The 22,051-nt window shown below is 42.1% G+C and carries 18 protein-coding genes; 7 read left to right on the forward strand and 11 right to left on the reverse strand.

The features are described 5' to 3' along the window. The first annotated feature begins 104 nt into the window (after positions 1-104). Positions 105-749 carry an SGNH/GDSL hydrolase family protein gene (locus R2Q78_RS14125; RefSeq protein WP_316792970.1) on the forward strand — a complete coding sequence of 215 codons (645 nt, stop codon included), beginning with the start codon at positions 105-107 and terminating at the stop codon, positions 747-749. Here the strand turns inward: R2Q78_RS14125 and R2Q78_RS14130 are convergent, their stop codons facing one another. Next, a complete protein-coding gene (locus tag R2Q78_RS14130) occupies positions 750-1,484 on the reverse strand; it encodes an RDD family protein (RefSeq protein ID WP_316792972.1) in 735 nt (244 codons plus the stop codon). It lies immediately after the preceding gene. A gap of 87 nt (positions 1,485-1,571) precedes the next feature. Between R2Q78_RS14130 and R2Q78_RS14135 the strand changes: the two genes are divergently transcribed. The 6 genes from R2Q78_RS14135 to R2Q78_RS14160 are packed head-to-tail and all read left to right on the forward strand — an operon-like array spanning position 1,572 to position 7,670. Then, the gene (locus R2Q78_RS14135) at positions 1,572-2,516 is read left to right on the forward strand and encodes a stage II sporulation protein M (protein WP_316792974.1); all 945 of its coding nucleotides are present in this window, start codon (positions 1,572-1,574) and stop codon (positions 2,514-2,516) included. Positions 2,517-2,523: 7 nt separating this feature from the next. Further along, positions 2,524-3,417: a hypothetical protein gene (locus R2Q78_RS14140; RefSeq protein WP_316792975.1), complete on the forward strand. Its 894-nt coding sequence runs from the start codon at positions 2,524-2,526 to the stop codon at positions 3,415-3,417. Between the two features lies 1 nt (position 3,418). Beyond that, positions 3,419-4,153, forward strand: a complete 735-nt coding sequence (locus tag R2Q78_RS14145) for a hypothetical protein (protein ID WP_316792976.1) — start codon at positions 3,419-3,421, stop codon at positions 4,151-4,153. Next, positions 4,150-5,331: a DUF4350 domain-containing protein gene (locus R2Q78_RS14150; RefSeq protein WP_316792979.1), complete on the forward strand. Its 1,182-nt coding sequence runs from the start codon at positions 4,150-4,152 to the stop codon at positions 5,329-5,331. Before R2Q78_RS14145 ends, R2Q78_RS14150 begins: the two co-directional genes overlap by 4 nt. Positions 5,332-5,334: 3 nt before the next feature. Beyond that, complete coding sequence (locus tag R2Q78_RS14155; protein ID WP_316792981.1) at positions 5,335-6,312, forward strand: MoxR family ATPase; 978 nt, start codon at positions 5,335-5,337, stop codon at positions 6,310-6,312. Positions 6,313-6,323: 11 nt separating this feature from the next. Beyond that, positions 6,324-7,670: a DUF58 domain-containing protein gene (locus R2Q78_RS14160; RefSeq protein ID WP_316792983.1), complete on the forward strand. Its 1,347-nt coding sequence runs from the start codon at positions 6,324-6,326 to the stop codon at positions 7,668-7,670. Here the strand turns inward: R2Q78_RS14160 and R2Q78_RS14165 are convergent. The 10 genes from R2Q78_RS14165 to R2Q78_RS14210 form a co-directional block, all read right to left on the reverse strand. Then, entirely contained in the window at positions 7,667-9,094 is a 1,428-nt protein-coding gene (locus R2Q78_RS14165) for an L-serine ammonia-lyase (protein ID WP_316792985.1), read from the reverse strand. The genes R2Q78_RS14160 and R2Q78_RS14165 overlap by 4 nt on opposite strands. A 17-nt stretch (positions 9,095-9,111) precedes the next feature. Next, positions 9,112-9,768 carry an MgtC/SapB family protein gene (locus R2Q78_RS14170; protein ID WP_316792987.1) on the reverse strand — a complete coding sequence of 219 codons (657 nt, stop codon included), beginning with the start codon at positions 9,766-9,768 and terminating at the stop codon, positions 9,112-9,114. A 39-nt stretch (positions 9,769-9,807) separates the two neighbouring features. Further along, on the reverse strand, positions 9,808-10,842 hold the full coding sequence (locus R2Q78_RS14175; protein ID WP_316792989.1) for a PorP/SprF family type IX secretion system membrane protein: 1,035 nt from the start codon (positions 10,840-10,842) through the stop codon (positions 9,808-9,810). A 2-nt stretch (positions 10,843-10,844) separates the two neighbouring features. Next, positions 10,845-16,325, reverse strand: a complete 5,481-nt coding sequence (locus R2Q78_RS14180) for a PKD domain-containing protein (RefSeq protein ID WP_316792991.1) — start codon at positions 16,323-16,325, stop codon at positions 10,845-10,847. A 148-nt stretch (positions 16,326-16,473) separates the two neighbouring features. Then, positions 16,474-18,114 (reverse strand): chaperonin GroEL, encoded by a 1,641-nt coding sequence (gene groL, locus R2Q78_RS14185; RefSeq protein WP_316792993.1) that lies wholly within the window; start codon positions 18,112-18,114, stop codon positions 16,474-16,476. A 109-nt stretch (positions 18,115-18,223) separates the two neighbouring features. Continuing rightward, entirely contained in the window at positions 18,224-18,514 is a 291-nt protein-coding gene (gene groES, locus R2Q78_RS14190) for a co-chaperone GroES (RefSeq protein WP_136835922.1), read from the reverse strand. A 257-nt stretch (positions 18,515-18,771) separates the two neighbouring features. Further along, positions 18,772-19,122, reverse strand: coding sequence for a preprotein translocase subunit SecG (gene secG / locus R2Q78_RS14195; RefSeq protein WP_316792997.1), 351 nt, complete (start codon positions 19,120-19,122; stop codon positions 18,772-18,774). A gap of 15 nt (positions 19,123-19,137) precedes the next feature. Then, the gene (locus tag R2Q78_RS14200) at positions 19,138-20,211 is read right to left on the reverse strand and encodes a hypothetical protein (RefSeq protein ID WP_316792999.1); all 1,074 of its coding nucleotides are present in this window, start codon (positions 20,209-20,211) and stop codon (positions 19,138-19,140) included. A 33-nt stretch (positions 20,212-20,244) separates the two neighbouring features. Beyond that, positions 20,245-20,742, reverse strand: coding sequence for an LptE family protein (locus tag R2Q78_RS14205; RefSeq protein ID WP_316793001.1), 498 nt, complete (start codon positions 20,740-20,742; stop codon positions 20,245-20,247). Between the two features lie 2 nt (positions 20,743-20,744). After that, positions 20,745-21,980 carry a sigma-54 interaction domain-containing protein gene (locus R2Q78_RS14210; protein ID WP_316793003.1) on the reverse strand — a complete coding sequence of 412 codons (1,236 nt, stop codon included), beginning with the start codon at positions 21,978-21,980 and terminating at the stop codon, positions 20,745-20,747. Between the last annotated feature and the right edge of the window lie 71 nt (positions 21,981-22,051).

Genomic DNA, 22,051 nt, shown 5'->3' on the forward strand with positions numbered 1-22,051 from the left:
AAAACTGTTGCCCTCCATTCTACGTAAATAGCGTTATGAGATTTTCTATTTTATTTACATCATTATTCATAATATTGGCGTGTAAAAAAGCTGAACTGAAAACCATGGATACAACCGAAATCCCTACAAATGCTAATTCCGGCCAATATAGCTATCTTGCCCTTGGCGATTCTTATACCATAGGCGAATCTGTAGAGCAGTCAAAAAACTTTCCATATCAGCTTGTTGCACAACTCAAAACCAATGAGATTTCTGTCAAAAATCCTGTAATCATTGCGAAAACGGGATGGACAACAAGTGAACTGCAAACTGCGATTAAATCAGCCGCTTTAAAGCAGCAGTTTGATATAGTGACATTATTGATTGGGGTAAACAATCAATACAGGGGAGAGTCTAAGGAAACGTACCGTAAGGAATTCCATGAATTACTTCAGACTGCAATTGGTTTTGCGGCTAAAGGCAGTTCCCGGGTTTTTGTGGTTTCAATACCGGACTGGGGAGTTACCCCCTTTGGCAAGGACAGTGGTAGGGGTGTAGAGAATATTGCAAAAGAGATTGATGCATTTAATGCGATCAATAAGGAAGAGACGCTAAAAGCAGGAGTAAGCTATACTGACATCACCCCTGCGTCTAGACAGGCACTGAATGATCAGACATTAGTCGCTGCAGACGGCCTTCACCCTTCTTCAAAAATGTATCTTGATTGGGCACTGAATGTAAGCAAACCTATAATAAGTAGCGTGAAATAGTTATTCTGCCACAGAGGTAACGTAGCTATAGTCCTTAACTACCGTCTTCAAAAATTCCATTTGATTCATTCCTTCCGGTATAACCAGAGATAGGTGATCAGCAATTTTTGCAGCCATTGAGTATACAAGGTCAGGATTTCCAGTTTTGTAGTAGGTTGTAATCACTTCATGAATCAATTCCATATCCCGGTCAGAGAGGTCATAGACATTTTGGAACAACGGAACATATTCCTCTTCTACAGGATGAAAGGCAATTTGCTCAAAGGTTGTCCTTGGGACAGTTTTAATCACGGTAGTTCCAGCCACCACATCTCCAATCCTTTGTTTTTTATCTGAAAGTGCAATACAGATCAGTCCGCCTACCTGTGCGGTCAGGACAAAATCTACCAGTCTGAATACCCAACGTATAAAATACTGGCCCATACTAGCTTGTCCGCCATCCAAACTAACCACCCTGATTTTCATGACCCTTTTTCCGATGCATTGCCCATTCATGAAAACCTCACAGATAAGGTTGTAGAAAATATAAGATGCTACATACAATGAAATCACCACAATAAAAGCAGTATCCCCTTTTGAAATCGTATTTGTAAGCAATGCTAAAATTACAAATAAGATATATAGTCCGAAAAAGCAAGCCAAGTCTATCAATCTGGCCGCTATCCGCTCGCCTAAACCAGCGACAGGATAATCGATATCTACATGTTGGGTGGTGTTTACCTTAACTGTTTCCATATGGGTTCAAATATAATATTGTTTAATTTATTCTTGTAAAATTGTTTTTTGTGGTATTTTAACAAAAAATTATACGCCTTAAAATCTATGAGAGAGTCTTTATTTGTAAAGCAGAATTCCGCTAAATGGAAGTCTTACGAACAAATGCAATCAGCAAGCCCTGATGAGCTGGCTGATAGATTCATAGATATTACAAATGACCTTGCCTACGCCAAAACCTTTTATCCCAAATCCAGAACTACAGCTTATCTCAACGGAATCGCTTCAGTGCTCCATCAATCCATCTATAAAAACAAAAAAGCAGATAGCAACCTGTTTATAAATTTCTGGAAAACTGAATTACCGTCTTTATTTTATACCTACCGCAGGCCTTTATTGTATGCTTTCATATTCTTTTTACTGTCCTCTTTAATAGGGGCGCTTTCAGCAAAATATGATGACTCTTTTATACGTCTCATTCTTGGCGATAGCTATGTAAATATGACAAACGAGAATATCGCCAAAGGCGATCCATTCGGGGTGTACAAGCAGGAAGGAGAGTTTTCTATGTTTCTGAAAATAGCCAGCAATAACATTTACGTTTCCTTAGTGATGTTTGTAAGTGGTATTTTTCTGTCTATTGGGCCTGTCGTCTTTATTTTAAGAAATGGAATTATGCTCGGCTCTTTTGAATACTACTTTTTTAGTAAAGGTCTGGGAATGGAATCTGTTTTGGTCATATGGATTCATGGTACCCTGGAAATTCTGGCTATTATCATTGCAGGAGGCGCAGGATTAGTTCTCGGACACGGGCTATTATTTCCAAAAACATTTACAAGACTTCAGGCATTTCAGCGGAGTGCTAAAGATGCAACAAAAATAGCGCTGGGTATATTACCGATTATTGTCCTTGCGGCAATATTTGAGAGTTTTATCACCAGACATACCGATATGCCGATATGGTTAAGCGTTTCCATTTTAGCAGGATCGCTTTTATTTATGATATGGTATGTAATTATATATCCGAGACAAATTATTAAACGCCCTCAATAAAAAAAGAATGGTAGAAAAAGTAGAGTTCAAAAAGATCAGAGATTTCGGGGAGGTCATTAATGATACCTTTTTATTTGTAAAACAGAATTTTAAACCGCTGATGAAGGTGTTCATCTATCTTTGCGGATTCTTTGTCCTTGCGGCCATGCTGTCTGCCATTATGCAGCAAATCGGCATCCAAAATGCTATCAGAAGCGGCATTGGAGCTGGCGCTGATGCTGATGCTGCATTCACAAGATTTGCGCAGGTATTCACATTCAATTACCTGCTACTGATCGTTTTCGTAATGGCAAACTACACAGCAATGTATGTTACAGTGATCAGTTTTATTGCTTTATACGTTGAAAAGGGAAAAGTTGCACCGTCGGTAGAAGAGGTCTGGGCCTATTTTAAATACTATTTCTTCCGTGTTTTAGGAAGTAGTATTATTGTAGGGTTATTCCTGATTTGCTGCTTCGTAGCCTGCTTTGTCCCTTTTGTATATGTTTTCCCTGCTATGTCTCTTTTCTTCCCGATTATGATATTGGAAAATGCAGATTTCGGATATTCATTCAGCAGGTCGTTTAAGCTGCTAAAAGATCAATGGTGGGTAAGTGCGGGAACTATATTTGTGCTCTGGATCATTACTTACGCCTCTATATCTTTTGCGTCATTGCCTGCCATCATCCTTACACTGTTCAGTGCTTTCACGGAGGGATCAAAGGGCATTTCAAACACGATAGTCATTATATCCACTACCATTCAGTACCTCTGCCAGGTTTTTATGGTACTGCCGATCATCGGTACTTGTTTATGCTATTATAGCCTCAATGAACGTCAGGATAATACCGGCTTGCTGGAAAGGATTGACAAGTTTGGAAAACCTAATACGGATATTCACGCTACTCCAGAGGAATATTAATATGCGCTTTCTGCTTTCAGTTTTTCTATTATTTGTGTCACTGCAGATCCGGGCTATCGATAAGCCAGTCCTATTGCCGGCACCTCAGGCCATAGAAAAAACGGATAGCGGCAAAGTTGCGCTAAGAAGCTTTGATGCAAGAAAGATCAATGAGTTTAGATCATCAAAAGATTTTCAATATGATGACGTACCCCCTCAGCAGGAAAGTTTATGGGAACGATTCTGGAAATGGTTCTGGAGTTTGATCAGCCGGCTCTTAAGTAATATTCACTCGCTGTCAAGTAAAGGGAGCTTTGTCAAATATATGGCAATTGCTGTTTTTTTGGCCCTTATTGTTTTTGCGGTAATTAAAATAATCGGAGCAGATTTAAAGATTTTCTCTAAAAAATCTAAGGCTGTTCAAGTTCCATATTACGAAACTGACGACAATATTCATGAGATCAACTTCAATGAAGAAATTGATAAGGCCATCTCCAGTGGGAATTACAGGCTTGCAGTTCGCTTGCTTTACTTATTATCGCTAAAGCAACTGAATGATAAAAGTCTGATCTATTGGCTTCCGGAAAAAACAAACCAGACCTATCTCAGTGAGATAAAAGATGAAAACAAGAGGATACAGTTCTCTTCCCTTACCCGACAGTTTGAATACATCTGGTATGGCGAGTTCATGATTAGTAAAGAGAATTTTTCGCTTGTAAAAAACTCCTTTGAACAATTCAATTCTCAAATTTCATGAAAGGATTAAGGAGATACCTGATTGTTAGTGCGATCCTGCTGGTCGTTTATCTCGTGGCACAATATTATAAGCCAAAGCCAACTGACTGGACCCCCACTTATGTAAAAGAAGATAAGATCCCTTTTGGTACCTTTATTCTTCATGAACAGATCCGGAACATTTTTCCTGATGTGCAGGTGAAAACAACTAATAAAAGAACTTACAATACACTTAAAGGTAAAGTATACAAAAATGCCAGCTACCTGTTTATTGCCTCCAAGATAGACCTCGATAAGCTTGATCTGCAGGAACTGATGAAGTTCATGTCTTCCGGTAACCAAGTCTTTATTGCTGCATTTGATATTGACAATATATTGAGCGATACTTTGAAATTGAAATCAACATCTTCTTATAACTATATGAAGAAGAAAAGTGAGGGAATTAATTTTACGAATCCACTGCTAAAATCGCAGAATAGCTATTATTTTAAGAAGGGTTTAGGCGATCAGTACTTCAGCAAATTCGACACAGCCAGAGCAATAGTATTGGGTAAAAATGAGACCGGAAATGCCAATTTCCTGAAATATCCTATTGGTAAAGGCACTTTGTATATTTTGCCAAACCCTCAATTGCTAACCAACTACAGTTTGCTAATGCCTTCAGGTGCAGATTATGCCGCTAAAGTACTGTCGTATCTTCCTCCATCAGAAACCCTGATCTGGGATGAATTTAATACCAAACCAGATACCAGTGACGCTTCAGTATTGCGTGTAATCTTTAGAAATGAGCACCTGAGATGGGCTTATTACCTTGCTGTAGTCGGTCTGGTTATTTTTGTCCTTTTTGAAATGAAACGCAGACAACGCATCATACCGATTGTAGCACCATTGAGCAACTCCTCTGTAGACTTCGTGAAAGTAGTGGGGCAGGTGTATTACCAGCAACGTGACAACAAGGACATTGCCAGCAAGAAAGCCAGCTATTTTTTAGAACACATCAGGAGTACCTATCACTTGAAAACTGCTGAATTGGACGAAGAACTTCAACAAAAATTAAGTGTGAGATCTGGTGTCAAAGCAGATACAATAGACCAGCTTTTTAATCTCATCAAAAAGATTAATGGCGGCCAGAAGGTCGATGATCAATTGCTCATTGACTTTAATAAACTAACTGAACAATTTTATAAACAAGCCCAATAAATTATGGAAACGGAAATGTTTAACGAAAGAACCGATTTAACTCAATTAAATATAGCTGTAGAACAGATTAGAAAAAGTTTGGGCAGTATCATCATTGGCCAAAATGAAACCATTGATTTTTTAATTGCAGGATTACTGGCCGACGGGCATATATTGCTTGAGGGGGTTCCGGGGGTTGCCAAGACACTCAGTGCCAAATTGGTAGCAAAAAGTATCGATGCCTCTTTTTCAAGGATACAATTTACTCCTGATTTAATGCCCTCAGATGTAATAGGGACTTCCATATTCGACCCCAAGTCTTCTGCCTTTGAATATAAAAAGGGGCCTATTTTCGGACATATCATATTGGTCGATGAAATCAATCGCGCCCCTGCTAAAACACAGTCTGCGTTATTTGAGGTAATGGAGGAAAGACAAATTACTGTCGACGGACATACTTATCTGATGGATGAGCCGTTTATGGTACTCGCAACACAAAATCCAATAGAACAGGAAGGCACCTACCGTTTGCCTGAAGCTCAGTTGGATCGTTTTCTCTTTAAAATAGAGGTAAAATACCCAACCCTGGAAGAAGAAATTCTGATACTTCAGAACCAGCATCATCAAAAACTTGATGTTGAAATTGATGCTGTTAAAGCAGTGCTTAGCATTGATCAGATCAAAGCATGTCGTGCCATTATTAAAGCCATTCATGTAGAACCTAAATTGATTGAATATGCGGCTAAGATCATTCACGAGACAAGAAATAATAAATCCCTTTACTTGGGGGCATCTCCAAGAGCTTCTCTTGCACTGATCAATAGCGCCAAAGCAATCGCGGGAATGCAGGGAAGAGATTTTATCACTCCCGAGGACATCATTAAAGTAGCTGCCCCGGTACTTGCCCATCGAATTATGCTCACGCCTGATAAAGAGATGGAAGGACTTACAGCTGCTGATGTTATAGCGCAAATTATTCAAAAAATTGAAATACCAAGGTAAACCTAAAGCAGTTGAAGAACCTTTTTAAAATATACTACAAAGATCTGTTTCTGGGCAAAAGGCTTTTTGCCGGAATTGGAATATGTGTAAGTCTTTTTCTTTTTGCTTTCTTTTTGCCATGGCTCGGTGATTTGCCGTATATCGCTTTCTGGACGCTCATTGCATTGGTCATTGTAGATTTTTTGTTATTGTATAAACATAACAGAGGGGTTTTTCTTCGTAGGGATGTACCCGAAAGACTGAGTAATGGGGATGAAAATGAACTCAATATATATGTAGAAAATTTTTATTCATTTGGCATCAGTATTGGCGTCATTGATGAGATCCCATTTCAGTTTCAGAAACGCAACCTGTGGTTCAAAACTACGCTGAAATCTAAAACCCATAAAAAAATCAATTATACATTAAGACCTACCAGGCGTGGAGAATATGTATTCGGTATGGTTAGGTTATATGTACAGTCTCCATTGGGACTGATTACCCGGCGGTTTAATTTTGAAACGGATAAAATAGTTCCGGTTTACCCCTCATTCCTGCAGCTGCGTAAATATGAACTTATGGCCATATCCAATAGGCTGAGTGAAGTAGGCATCAAAAAAATCAGGCGTATAGGACACAGCATGGAATTTGATCAGGTAAAAAACTATGTAAAAGGCGACGATTACCGGACCATCAACTGGAAGGCAACAGCCCGCAGGGGCGACCTCATGGTAAACTCATTCACAGATGAGAAATCGCAACATGTTTATAGCATAATTGATAAATCGAGGGCCATGAAAATGCCGTTTGAAGGTCTCACTCTTCTTGATTATGCGATTAATGCAAGTCTCGTACTTTCTAATGTGGCGCTGGTCAAAGATGATAAAGCAGGCCTGATTACAATAGCAGAAAAGACGGGAAGTATCGTTCCCGCAGATAAAAGACCTGCGCAGCTCGGAAAGATCATGAACGTGCTCTATAAAGAAAAGACGCGCTACCTGGAAACCAATATGGAAGCGTTGTACATCAGTATCCGCGGCCTGATCAAACAAAGAAGCCTGATCGTATTCTATACAAATTTTGAAAGCATGTCTGCATTAAACAGACAGCTTCCATTTCTAAAGCGAATAGCGAAATTTCACCTGCTGCTCATCGTTTTCTTTGAAAACACTGAATTAAAAAGCCTCACGGAAAAGCCTGTAAATAATGTTGAGGAGATTTACATTAAAACCATTGCAGGAAAATTTGCCTACGAAAAAAAGCTAATGGTAAAAGAACTTGCCAAACACGGTATCCTCAGCATATTGACACCGCCAGACAAACTGACGATAAATGTGGTCAACCGATACCTCGCAATTAAAGCCCAGCAGAAAATCTAACACTCTGGCAAACTGATCGGGATGTTTGTTGCTAATCCCCCATCAGAAGTTTCTTTGTATTTAGAGTTCATGTCCAGAGCTGTCTCCCACATGGTATTTACTACCGCATCCAGGCTCACTTTTGCCTTATCAGGATTGCTTTGCAATGCAAGCTGACTGGCTGTTATCGCCTTGATCGCACCCATCGTATTTCTTTCGATGCATGGAATTTGTACCAGACCGCCAATAGGGTCGCAGGTAAGCCCCAGATGATGCTCCATCGCAATCTCTGCCGCCATGAGTACTTGTCTCTGAGAGCCACCCAAACATTCGGTTAAAGCAGCTGCGGCCATCGCCGAAGATACACCTATCTCTGCCTGACAGCCTCCCATTGCTGCGGAGATTGTCGCACCTTTCTTAAAAATACTTCCGATTTCAGATGCACATGCAATGAACTGGGTGATCTTCTCATCAGAAAAGCCATCACAAAAAGCGATATAATATTGTAATACAGCCGGAATTACTCCTGCAGCACCATTTGTTGGGGCTGTAACAACCCGTCCAAACGAAGCATTTTCTTCATTTACAGCCAGGGCAAAGCAACTCACCCAGTCAAGGGTATAATTAAATCCGTTACCGCCACTTTTAATTGCAGTTACCCAGCTTTCGTAGTCTGTATATACGTTGTTTCCGATCAGTCGTTTGTTTAATGCAGCAGCTCTTCTGCCTACATTTAGTCCCCCGGGTAAAAATCCGGAAGTATGACAGCCGCGATAAATACATTCCTTCATCACATTGAAATGCTGCATAATGCCTTTTCTCGTTTCCACTTCAGTACGCCAGGCCAGCTCATTTTCCATTACCACCTCAGATACTTTTAATCCGGTAGTCAGGCACCAGTGCCACAGGTCATTTGCTTTTTCAACAGGAAAAGGGAGTTCTACCTGTTCTTTTTCATTTCCGCTTTCTCCTTCTTTTACCACAAACCCACCGCCTATAGAATAATAGGTTTCAGAAATGGCCTTGCCAGAACTTAAGAATGCCTGAAATGTTACTGCATTGGGATGAAATGGTAGGCTTTCGAAAAACAGAAAAATCAGGTCTTCATCGTAACTGAACGGCAGGAGTTTTTCTCCGCCAAAATTGATCTGCTGTTCCTTTTTGATGGCATCTATAGTCGAGTCTATTGCATTCACATCAAAGGTAACAGGATCACCGCCATGAAGGCCCAGTAAAATGGCAATGTCTGTACCATGGCCTTTACCGGTCTTAGCCAGAGACCCATAAAGCAGGATCTTTATTTGCGCTACCTGATCAAGGACTCCCTGTTGTTTCAAAGAAGTCGTAAATTGCTGTGCGGCCCTCCATGGGCCTAAAGTATGTGAGCTCGAAGGCCCGATTCCTATCTTAAAAATATCAAATACCGATATCTGTTCCCTTTGCATAACTACAAAGCTAAAACTTAAAAATCAAATGCAATGATTTTCTTGTCCTGAAGCATCCGGTCTACAAAATTTTTATGGTTTTTAGGGCTTCCGATTGCAATCCAGGTCCCGCTGATGATGCCATTTGCAAGCTCCTGCTTACCACGTGTAAACTTTAATTTAGAAGTCCGGATATATTCTTCATAAGTTTCCAGGCTTTCGTTTTCATATTTTTTGACAATCCTATATATCCGTTTGGTAAAACGTCGCTCAGCCATCTCTTCCAGATAGGGGAAAATGAGTAAAGCAAGAAGAACAACCACTGTTACGCCGATTGCCTGCTCATAATATCCTGATCCGATAGCCATGCCTATTGCAGCTACGATCCAGATCACACAAGCGGTCGTTAGTCCTTTTACCTGATTGTCTTCCTTGAAAATAACACCTGCACCCAGAAATCCGATCCCTGTTACAATGTTCGAGGCGATACGGTCATGACTGCTCAGCCCAATTTTTACAGAAAGGATCGTAAATAGTGTTGATCCCAATCCAATCATGATCATGGTTTTCAAGCCCGCCTGTTTGCTCCTGAATTCCCGTTCTGCGCCAATTAAGCCGCACAGCAACGTAGCCATTAAAAATTTGTTCACTTCACTTACCGTAAGGAAATGTTGGTTGTCTAAAATATTCTCCATGGTCGATTTAACAACCTAAATATAATAAACAATTCTATTTTAATAGAAATGATAGCACCTCAGGCCATTAAATTTGTTATAGCCTGAACTGTTGGGGAAATATTTTTCAAAGCCTATACTGGCTTCAGTTGTACCACTTGTATTGGTGTAATTTATCTTTGAAGTCGTCGCATCATGACTGATTCCCAGTCTCAGCTTCTCACCATTTTCCCTCTTGGTAAAAATGTCAAAGATAAAGGATACCACAATTGCATCCGGACTTCCCTGTCCGCTGCTGCGGTACCACAACCCTGTATTTACATTCCTGTATTTAAATTGAGCACCGGCACTTACAGAATTTACATTAGCCTGTTTGTAATAAACTACCGATGGGATCAGATAAGGCCCATCATCTTCCTGTCCGTAACCATAGTAGGAACTCAAAGGAATTCTAAAACTTGCATTTGCCGTCAAACGCATAGGCAGTTTCGCCTGTGTCCCTGTAAATGATTCATCCGGTTTGTTGATGTGATGTACAGCTGCTCCCGCCATAAAATTGCGGTAAACCAGGTTTACTCCGCCTGCAGCATCAAAATAAAACTTGCTCGAAAAATCCGGAACCTGTGCAGAAGATGCGCTCCCGGGAACATAGCCCAGTCTCATGTCTATCTGATCTGAAAAAACCAGTTTACCCCAGTCAATCTGCCTGTTTGTAAAGCCAGCCTGAATGCCAAATGACAATACCAGGTCTTCTCCACCGACACTATAGGCATAATTAGCCGCAATATTGTTCTTACGTAAATAGGCCGTTCCCTCGCTGCTGCGCGTAAACAACAAGCCCGCGCCGCCTCCAAATTTCGGAATATTCAGATCTGCTGAAGCACTCAGATAGGAGAGGTCGCCGCTCAATCCCGACCATTGATTTCTGTAGATCATGTTCAACCTGATGTCACCTTCAAACTGACCGGTAAGTGCCGGATTCAGATAAGCCGGGGCATTAAAGAATTGTGAATAAATATGATCCTGCCCAAATGCAGATAATCCAATACACGAGATCAGAATTGCCATTAAATAATTTTTCATCCTTTTCATCATCCCTATCTGATTAAATGTATTGCTCCTGTACGTTTAGGCGCTGAGCTATTGTAGGTCATGCCCTTCCATTCGGACCCATTAATAAATTGAACATCAATTTTCCAGAAGTAAATCCCCTGTGGCATGGGCGATCCTCTAAAGGTGCCATCCCAGCCTGCCGCGGGTTTTCCGTCATTCAGAGATGTCGTCTCCCACAGCGTCTCACCCCACTTATCAAAAATGCTGAACCTCCAGGATTTGATTCCCACACCCTTGGCCTTGAATTCACGGAGTTCCGTTTGCTCACTTCCCGGAATAAAGGAATTCGGAACATACAGGAATCCAGGAACTCCAGTAATAGAAACTGATTTAAATGTCGTTGATGAGCAATTGTTCTGATTGATTACGGTAAGCGTGACCTTATAGGTGCCCACATCGTAATAACTATGTTTTGGATTGCGCTGGGTCGATGTCGTGCCATCTCCAAAGTCCCAGTGCCATACATCCGGATTATTGGTGCTTTCGTCAGTAAAGCTGAATGTATAATTAGGAATACTGATTTCTACGCCTGGTTGTACGCTGAATTGTGCAACCGGAGGAGGTACAATATGGATGAAGTTGGTCATCGCAGTTGTACTCGTACATCCCAGGCTGTTCTTAGCAGTAAGCGTTACTGTATAAAATTCCTGGGACCCGGAATAGGTATGTGTAGGATTGGTTTCTGTTGAAAGTGCCGAACCATCTCCAAAATCCCAGGTATAGCTGATTCCTCCAACTGTCGTATTGTTAAACTTAACTTCCAGCCCTGAGCAGCCCAGCGTTTTGTCTGCTGTAAATGCAGTTTGCGGCTGTGCAAGCACAACAATGGTCTCTGTTGTTGATGCCGTTGAACAATCATTGCTCGCTGTCAGTTTTACAGTATAGGTACCCGCTTTTGTAAAGGTATGGACCACCTTTTCCGGCGCTGAAATCGTAGTAGTGGTGTTGCCGTCATCAAAATCATAAACAAATGAGTTCGCACCGCTGCTGTTATTGAAAAAGTTCACCGTAAAAGGCGCGCAGCCTCTTTTTTCAGTACTGTTTACAACAAGTTCTGCGACTACATTATTAGGGGCCACGCTGATGGTATGCTCAGTAGTGTGTTCTCCGCAGTCCCCTTTGGTCGTCATTCTAACGATATAAGTTCTCACAACATTGGTGGTTGTATAGGTGTGTGTCACCCCTGACCGGTCTGTTTTTACCTCAACAGGAGAGCCATCTCCAAAGTCGAAGGTATAAGTGGTATTGCTTGCGACAGGTGAGGTATTGCTAAAATTCACCAGCATAGGTGAACATCCTTCCGTCTTATCCGGGGAGAATACCGACAGGGCAGGCGCTTTCACCAATACAGTCGCTGTGTAAGGTATGGCTACCCCGCAAGGTGTAGTCGCGGTAAGCGTAACCGTGTACGTTTTATCCTTACCAGTAGGGTCATACGCAAAAACAACGGCATCAGGCATGATCTGGGTCGACGTTTGTCCATTTCCAAAATCCCAGCTGAAAGCAGTATTTGCCAGTGACGTAGAAGTGTTTACAAAATTTACGGTAAGCGGCCCGCATCCAACTGTTTTATCCTGGGTAAATGATAAGGTAATGTCCTGTCGGGTCGAGAAGGTATGGCTCATTTCGTCCGCACTACAGCCCTGTCCGCTGGTCGTTACCAGCTTAATCACAACGGAGGTATTTCCGGGTGTAATCTGGTACCCGGGGAAATCGATTCCTGTGCCGATCGGTGTTCCATTGGCATACCAGCTATAGGTCGCATTTTGAGGATATGAGTCCGCTTTGATGTTTTGGGCGGTAATCGCAAATGGGGCACAGCCATTGTCAGCGGTAAATGTAAATAAGGCTTTCGCATTTGGGTTGATGGTAACGCGTACCTCATTACTTATGTTTTGTAAGTTACCAGAGCAGGCGATGGTACTTACCAGTCGGCGATATAAAGTGGTAATGTTGAGCGTTGGCGGACTGAAATCTTTTGATGATGCATTGGTGATGTCGGTCCAGATATTTCCATTGTCTACGCTGGATTGCCATTGATAAGTATATACTCCATCACCACCGGTTGGCACAGTTCCGATAAGCGGATTAGGTACCCCCCCACCACAAATTGCCTGATCTGCTGAAACCACATTATTGCCCAGAGGTGGCTGGGCATTAATGAATACTGTATTGCTGACCAGCGTGCATGAACCACTTTTTACCGTTCTCCGGAAGCTAAGTGCGCTGGTCAGTACATAGCCTAGGTTTCGGCTGTTCTCGTTAGGAATGATGTCCCAGCTAATACCGTCAGCACTGCTTTCCCAGGTAAACGTGTAAGTGCCATTGCCACCAGTAGGAAGATCTCCCGAAATCAGGATGCTTTGTCCTGAGCATACTGTTGTATTTGTACTGCTGATGCTGTTTTGTAGCGGCAGCAGATTGCTGATCTTGACATTTGCTGATGAGGCGCAGTTTGCGGGAGTAGTAATTGTCCATTTGAAAACATAATCTCCGCCATCCTGCAAACCCGAAACCACGGTATTCGGATTGGTATCGTCCGCAAAAGTAACCGGTCCCGGACCGGACACTAAGGCCCATTTCCCGGTGCCGACTACAGCCGCATTTCCTTTCAAAACATGGGTAGAGGTACTGCATATGCTTTCGTCTGCCCCTGCATTAGCAACTGTAGGGGCTGGGTGCACCGTAATCGTCACACTTTCAGGAGTGCCGGGACATCCATATACAGAAACCGGCGTAATGGTATAGGTAACCGTACCGCTTGCTGTTCCTGTATTGACCAATAAATCACTGATTTGGGTAATTGTCGCCGGGACAGCAGCATTATTGCTGTTGCCACTTATAAATGAATCAGATGCAGTACTTGTCCAAAGGTATTTGGTGCCCGCCAGGTTAGAAGTAACCGTAATTCCCGCAGGTTGCCCGCTGCATATTTCCGTACTTGCCAGACTTGGTGTAACAGTCGGGGTAGGGCCGATAGTTACCGTTAAATCAAAAGGATCTCCCGTACATCCATCGAATGAAGGTACAATCCGATAGGTAACACTGGCATCTGCTGTTGCACTTGTATTAGTGATCTGGTCATTAATCGTTGCCCCGCTGCCCGTGGCGGCAAATCCTGTAGCAAGGTTCGACGAAATTACTGTCCACGTAAAATCACTGCCTGCCAATGTAGAAACAGGCGTGTAGGCCACAGTACTGCTTGTGCAGATTCTTTTTGTTGACGGACTGGTAATGGTGTTTTTCGGCTTTATATTGATGGTTGTAAAGCCCTCAATTATATTACAGGGAGCACCCAGAGAGGTCAGCGCTTTCAATGTCAGGTTTACCTGCCCAGCGGTTTTTTCAGCCGGACTTGGTGTATAAACTGCGTTTAGCGTATTCCTGTTTGGGGCAAAAGTACCGCTGCCGCCTACCCACTCATAGCTGTCCACCGAGCCTGTAATGGTTGCGTTTAACTGTACAACATCGTCATGGCAGACCGCCGGATAATTCCCTGCATCAACTACCGGAGAAGCTGTAAAGGTTATATTCTGAACATCAGTTGCCGTGCCGCAGTCGTTGGTGTGTGTTACTGATATAGTATAGGTTTTATATTCTGTAAACTGAATCGTCGGATATCTGGAGCCAGCATTGGTGCCGCCTATAAAGTTATAGGCGCCACCGGTAACGGTCCAGGTATAAGTGCCTGACGGTGCAGGATCCTGGGAGCCTGTCAGAATAGTCCTGGTAGGTCCACTGGTTGTGTTGTTAAAATCATAAGATGTTAAATTGCAGACAATGATGCTTGGCGAAAGATCTGCTGCAGGTGCATCATTGATGATGACTGTTTGCTCTGCGGTTAGAGTTTCGCCACAAGGAGCTATCCCTGCTGCAAGCTGTATTTTATAAGTTCCCGGGGTAGTAAACCTGATCTGAGGTTCAAAACTCGCGGCAGTTGTTCCATTTTCAAAGCTAAAACTCCCACCGCTGATGATCCATCTGTAGGTCGTTGGGATACAGGTTTCATTTACTATAGATGTATTTGTCGGTTTTAAGGTGACCGGGCTACACAAGGTGATTCCCGTACTTATTCCGTTTAATGTAAATGACGGTTTTGGAGGCTCTTGTATACAAATATTTCTGGTATCCTCGCTGGGTCTGCAGATGCCTACGTCGTTTGAGGCAAGCAGTTTGATCACGTGGTTGCCGGGAGTTGTGAACCCCGGATGGGTAAAGGTCTCCTGAGTGCTGACCAGTATTCCATCTACATACCATTCCCAATTCATTTGCAGGGAACAGTCCGAATTATTCCCGGCTGTTGAAATATTGGAAAACACGATTGGCGTGTTGGTACATGCTGTAGTAGCTGCCGGATCTATCTGCGCCACAGGCCTTGTGAATATTTTGGGATAAATACTGGCACTGACCGGATCATTCTGACATGAAGGGTTGACGGTAGTTACCGATACCCTGTAGGAGTTTAATATCATATTCCCATTTCCGAGATCGATAGGGGGCTCTCCGCAGGATGTTCTTTTGTAGTTGTGGGTGAGGATCCCGCTACTGTTTAACAGTTCGCAGTGGGTAATTATGTCTTCCTGTCCATCGCCCCATGTGATACTATATCTGGACCCGGGATAATTGTTTTGTATCCCGTTTGTTCCGGTAATGTCCACCGCATAAGATATATCGGCACCCGTTCCCGCCACTGGATCGATACATCCGAAAGGCGAGCCATAAGATTGCACGCTAACCTTTGGCTGAATGTTTAGCAACAAGTAGGACCTGGTTGATTTTACTGTCACACCAGCATTGATCACTTCTCCGGTTACTGTAACGGTATAATAAGATTGTGCAAGGCCGGATACGGCATACATCTGATTGGTTGGCAGCAGTTCCTGAACAGTACCCGTTTTCTCATTCTTTATACTGAGTTTCTGCACCACCGGACTGGAACTATCGTCCATAAAAATAATAGACTTATTGTCTCCTACCGCACTGCCACACCAGCCATAAATTTGCTGCGGCGACAAGATCTGAGCTGCATTTGACGGGGTAGTACCAACAAATGGGCCAGCCGCATTCGCAATGGTGATTGTTCCGGAATAATCTGTGGAAGCCGAGGGACTTGTAGTTACAATTCTTAATTTGTAGTTACCATTGATTAAGTCTCCCGGAACAGTTCCGTTGATAAAGGTAGAAAACGTTCCGCTGGTCTCCCCGATTTTTCTTCCCGGACTGAAGTTCTGACTGGCATCAGAAATCCATAGTTCAAAAACATTTGATGCAGCAAAACAGGAGTTGACAGGTATACTGATGGGCACAGCAATGCTGCCGCCTCTTCCATAGGGGCCTGGATCAATCGTTCCAAAAGAGAGTTGAGCGTTAACTTTAATAGATGACACGAGGCTGCATAGCACAACCAGTGGCACGATTAAAATTTTAAACATACTAAAAGCAATAGGGTATCTAAATGTACCCATTATTTTTATTTTATTTCAAAATTTTGCATGCGGGGATAAGTTTCTTTGAAATAAATACAGCTTTTTGGATAAGTCTGATTTCTAATGGCAAGAAAAAAGCCACAGATACATAATATCTGTGGCTTTTAAATAAGGTTTGAGTTAATGATTACATCATTCCGCCCATACCGCCGCCGCCCATTGGAGGCATACCGCCACCTGCAGGAGCTTCTTCCGGATCGTCAGCCAATACAACTTCTGTTGTTAACAACATTGCTGCGATTGAAGCTGCGTTCTCTAATGCTACACGACCAACTTTAGTTGGATCGATAACACCAGCAGCAATTAAGTTTTCATAAACGTCAGTACGTGCATTGTAACCAAAGTCAGCCGTACCTTCTTTAACTTTCTGAACTACGATAGATCCTTCGATACCAGCATTCTGGCAGATCTGACGTAAAGGCTCTTCGATAGCGCGACGGATGATCTGGATACCAGTAGTTTCATCATCATTAGATCCTTTCATGCCGTCTAATGCTTCGATAGCACGGATGAAAGCAACACCACCACCAGCAACGATACCTTCTTCTACAGCCGCACGGGTTGCATGTAAAGCATCATCAACACGGTCTTTTTTCTCTTTCATTTCAACCTCTGAAGCTGCACCCACATAAAGAACTGCAACACCGCCCGCTAACTTAGCCAGACGCTCTTGTAGTTTTTCTTTATCGTAATCAGAAGTAGTAGTCTCAATTTGAGATTTGATCTGATTTACACGAGCTTTAATGTCTTCTGACTGACCAGCACCGTTGATTACAGTAGTGTTGTCTTTATCAACAACAACTTTCTCAGCAGTACCCAGGTAAGTAAGGTCAGCATTTTCTAATTTATAACCTCTTTCTTCAGAGATCACTGTTCCACCAGTAAGGATAGCGATGTCTTCAAGCATAGCTTTACGACGGTCACCAAATCCAGGAGCTTTAACAGCAACAACTTTCAGAGATCCACGGATCTTGTTCACTACCAAAGTAGCTAAAGCTTCACCATCTAAATCTTCTGCAATGATCAATAAAGGTTTGCCAGTCTGAACTTGTTTCTCAAGCACAGGAAGCAATTCTTTCATGTTGCTGATTTTTTTATCGTAGATCAAAATGTAAGGGTTTTCTAATTCCGCTTCCATTTTATCAGCATTGGTTACAAAGTAAGGAGATAAGTAACCACGATCAAACTGCATACCTTCAACTGTTTTTACTTCAGTCTCAGTACCCTTAGCTTCTTCAACAGTAATTACACCGTCTTTACCTACTTTACCCATTGCCTCAGCAATTAAAGCACCAATAACCTCATCATTGTTTGCTGAAATAGAAGCAACCTGTTTGATTTTGTTATTGTCTTCACCTACAGTCTGAGACTGAGCTTTAAGGTTTTCAACGATAGCAGTTACTGCTTTGTCGATACCACGTTTCAAATCCATTGGATTTGCACCGGCAGCAACGTTTTTAATACCTGCAGTTACAATTGCCTGAGCCAATACAGTTGCAGTTGTAGTTCCATCTCCTGCGATATCAGCAGTTTTAGAAGCTACTTCTTTAACCATTTGAGCACCCATATTTTCAATAGGGTCTTTCAGTTCAATTTCTTTAGCTACAGTAACACCATCTTTAGTGATCGCTGGTGAACCAAATTTCTTATCAATAATTACGTTACGACCTTTTGGTCCCAAAGTTACTTTTACTGCATTAGCCAATGTATCAACACCTCTTTTCAGGGCGTCACGGGCTTCTACATTATATTTTACTTGTTTTGCCATTTTTATTTACGATTTTGCTCCGCAGCTCATGCGGGGTTAGATTTACGAGTTGCAGTTTGCAACATCCTAAAACACAAATTTTGATTTTTACTTATTTGATTTGATACGCTTAACCAAGTACAGCGTAGATGTCAGTTTCGCGCATGATCAGGTAATCTTTACCCTCATAAGGAAGTTCTGTACCACCATATTTGCCATAGATAACCACATCTCCAACTTTAACTGTTGGTTTTTTACCTTCTGAATCTTCTTCTGAAACAGATACTACAGTTCCTTTGGACGGTTTTTCTTTTGCAGTATCAGGGATATAAAGTCCCGATGCTGTCTTTTCTTCTGCCGCAGCAGGCTCAACAATTACTCTGTTTGCTGTACCTGAAATGGGTTTAAGGTTTAAAGCCATAACTTGATATTAATTATATTTTTAAGTTAAAATTTTAGTACGTATGTATACGTATCATTGATCGTATCAGTTTTTATGCCAAGCACTCTTTGCTTGACAAATTTACACAGCCTTGTCAGCTAATGGATTATGATGAGGTGATTTTGTGTCAGAGTGGCAGGGGTGTACGAAAAAAGGCCTGAATCATAAGTCATGATTCAGGCCTTTTTTGCTCATCGTCAGGATGACGACAGTCGTACAAGTACGATTGTAAATTATTACTTTTTAGTAGTATCGTTTGTTACCGGAGGAGTGTTTGCCGGAGCAGTTGTTCCGCCTCCAAGTGGAGATGGAGTAGGCGTTTTATCCAATTGCTGCTGAATCTTAGAATCTACACCAGAAGCTGAACCACCAGTTTTAGCAATCGTTGTGATAGACAAAGTAAGCACTACAATCAGGGCCAATAAAATCCATGTTCCTTTTTCCAGAACATCACCGGTACGTTGAACGCCAAACATATTGCTTCCCGCTCCACCTGTAGCTAAACCGCCGCCTTTAGGGTTTTGTACTAGAACAAATAGCGCTAAAGCAATACAAATAATGATTAATAATATAATTAAAAAAAGCATAGTATGTTATGTTGTTTAAATTTTCTTTTCTATCGATTGAATAAGGTCGGCAAAGTAACGGCTTTTTTCTGGAAACTTCAAACTTAATTTTTCATAAGTCTCTATGGCCTTGTCATAAAGCATTTGCTCTATATAGATTTTCGCCAGGGTCTCAGATACCAGGTCATTGTGGTCCTCCGCACTCTTTTTCGCTTTATTCTCGTTATTGATCTGTTCTGGTTTTGGCGGACTGATCTGTGGTTCATTTTTAATGAAACTTTCTATGATCTCATCGCCTTTGTTGTGACGCTTGAAATGTGAAGGAACATAATCTGTCTCTTCTTCATTAAAAGGGCTTTGCATGTGGAAAATATGCTCCACATATTGCTGCTGCAGTTCGCTCTGCCGCACAGGGTGCGGTTGTTCCGCTGAGGCTTCCTGACGTTTCGGAGAGGCATAAGGCTGAAAAATCTGCTGATGTTCTTTCCTTGTTTTTGCCAGCCACCATAAAAAAGTGTAAGGCAATTTATCGTCATCGTATTTACTGATCACCGTATCTTCCGATTCGGCCGGTTCAGGCTCCACAAGTTCTTCAGTCGCAGGCTCTACTTTGAAATTATCCTGAAAAGCGAAGAAGTCGGTAGCTACAATATTTTCCAGCACCAGTTCAGATTCGGCTTTCTGTTCCTGTCTGAATTCATTGATGTCAACCTCGCCAATCTCCTCGAAAGTCTCCTGTTCATCTGCCGTTGGTTTTTCTGTTGTTTCAGCTTGTACTTCGTCGATGGCTACCTCATCCAATGCTTCAGGCTGGCTCGCTTCTGTGCCGAATGTTCCTTTGCGGATCACATTAAATTCCCGGCTGTTTTGCAAATCGCCGTGAACAAAATGATGGAGCAGTTGTCCATTGGTATATAAAGCTGCATTTGCCAAATAAGCATTTGCTTCATTTGTGCCTAAAGCGGCTTTAGCAGCCAGTAAATGTATGGGTTGAAAATAAGGATACAGCTTAGCCAGCTCATTGAGCATAGGCGTATCCTGCTGAGATACTTTCCCAGGCTCTGCAATTAATTCTGCAAGCTGTTGTTTGATGTCTGTTTGCTGCTCCAAGTCGCTAAGTTACTAATTGATCTCTATTTTAGCCTACCATTGTGCAAAAGCGGCATTAAAAATATCTTCAGTAAGCATAGCCGTTACATCTTTTGCAATGCCCTGCTCCTGAATCTGAAGGCTTCCTGCGAGTTTGAACACCTTATATTTTTCAAAACTCTGCTCAAAGCTCTGTTTAGGATTGAGGTTATTGGTATACTTCACACTTACCCTGATGGTCAACCGGGTAGCGCCCGCTGTTGGCCTGTTGTTGTCGGTGATCGCTTCAGGTGTGAGGCTGTATCCTGTAATGTTTCCCGTAAAAATACCGTCGGCATCACCTGTGGTGATGCGCAAGCTCGTCTGGTTACGGATGCGTGTTTTCAACTCCTCCGTAAAGTTGGAGCTTAAAGTCGGCAGTACCAATGGTGCATTGTTTTCAAAAACCCTTACGTTTACAGACTTCATTTCTGGTGGAATTGAAGCTTGGTTTAGTGCTATTTTACAGCCGCTGAAGGCCAGTAAACAAATCAATCCATATAAGTATTTCATACCTAGTTTAAATTAAGTTCTTTAATCTTTCTATATAACGTACGTTCAGAGATTCCTAGTTCCTGTGCAGCAAATTTACGTTTGCCTTTGTGTTTCTTTAACGCCTTTTTAATCAGATCGGATTCCTTATCTATCAAAGATAACGATTCTTCAACCTCCTCTGCCTCATGCGTATAGTTATAATCCACAGGTGCACTTTGCAAAGGTTTTTTAATCGTTAAGGTGTTAGAGTCATGCCCTGTCGTCTGATCAATTTCCTGATATAGCTGATTGATATAATGTGGATTGTCGGCCATAATATGCGCCGTGTTGCCCCCATTCTGAATGATTTCGGCTACCAGTTTTTTCAATTCCATCATGTCCTTTTTCATGTCAAAAAGTACCTTGTAAAGAATGTCTCGTTCCGTATAATCTTCTTTGTTGTTCCCGTTGATGGCCACCGGTAAATTTGTAGCACTTTCATTGGGGATATAATTCAGTAAAGCTGCCGCAGTTACATTCCTGTCTTTTTCCAGTACACAGATCTGCTCCGCGATATTTTTCAGTTGCCTTACGTTTCCAGGCCAGCTGTAATTACTCAGAATCTGTATCGCATCAGGCTCCAGTTGTATGCCCGGACTGCGGTATTTGTCGCTAAAGTCGGCCGAGAATTTTCTGAACAGCAGGTAAATGTCTTCTTTACGTTCATGCAAAGCGGGGATGCGCAAAGGCACGGTGTTTAGCCTGTAATAAAGATCCTCACGGAATTTTCCTGATTTCACACGGTTGTATACATCTACGTTTGTTGCCGCAATAATCCTTACATCCGTTTTCTGAACTTTTGAAGAACCCACCCTTAGGTATTCTCCGCTTTCAAGGATCCTCAATAACCTGGCCTGGGTACCCAGAGGTAATTCAGCCACCTCATCCAAAAAGATCGTACCGCCGTTTGCTACTTCAAAATATCCTTTACGCGCCTCATGAGCACCTGTAAATGAACCTTTCTCATGACCAAACAATTCAGAATCAATTGTTCCTTCCGGTATTGCCCCGCAGTTAACAGCGATAAATGCCCCGTGTTTTCTGGTACTCATCTGGTGGATGATGTGAGAAAAAACTTCTTTACCACTACCGCTTTCACCGGTAATTAAAACAGACATATCGGTTGGTGCCACCTGTCTGGCTATATCTATAGCTCTGTTTAATAAGGGAGAGCCCCCAATTATTCCAAAGCGGTTTTTAATATCTTGTATATCCATCAATTAATGAAATCAATAATACTTTAATTCTGTTTAAATAGTAAGTTACGTACTATTTCTTCTTGTCGTCA

The sequence above is a fragment of the Pedobacter frigoris genome (assembly GCF_032678645.1).
Classification (GTDB): domain Bacteria; phylum Bacteroidota; class Bacteroidia; order Sphingobacteriales; family Sphingobacteriaceae; genus Pedobacter; species Pedobacter frigoris_A.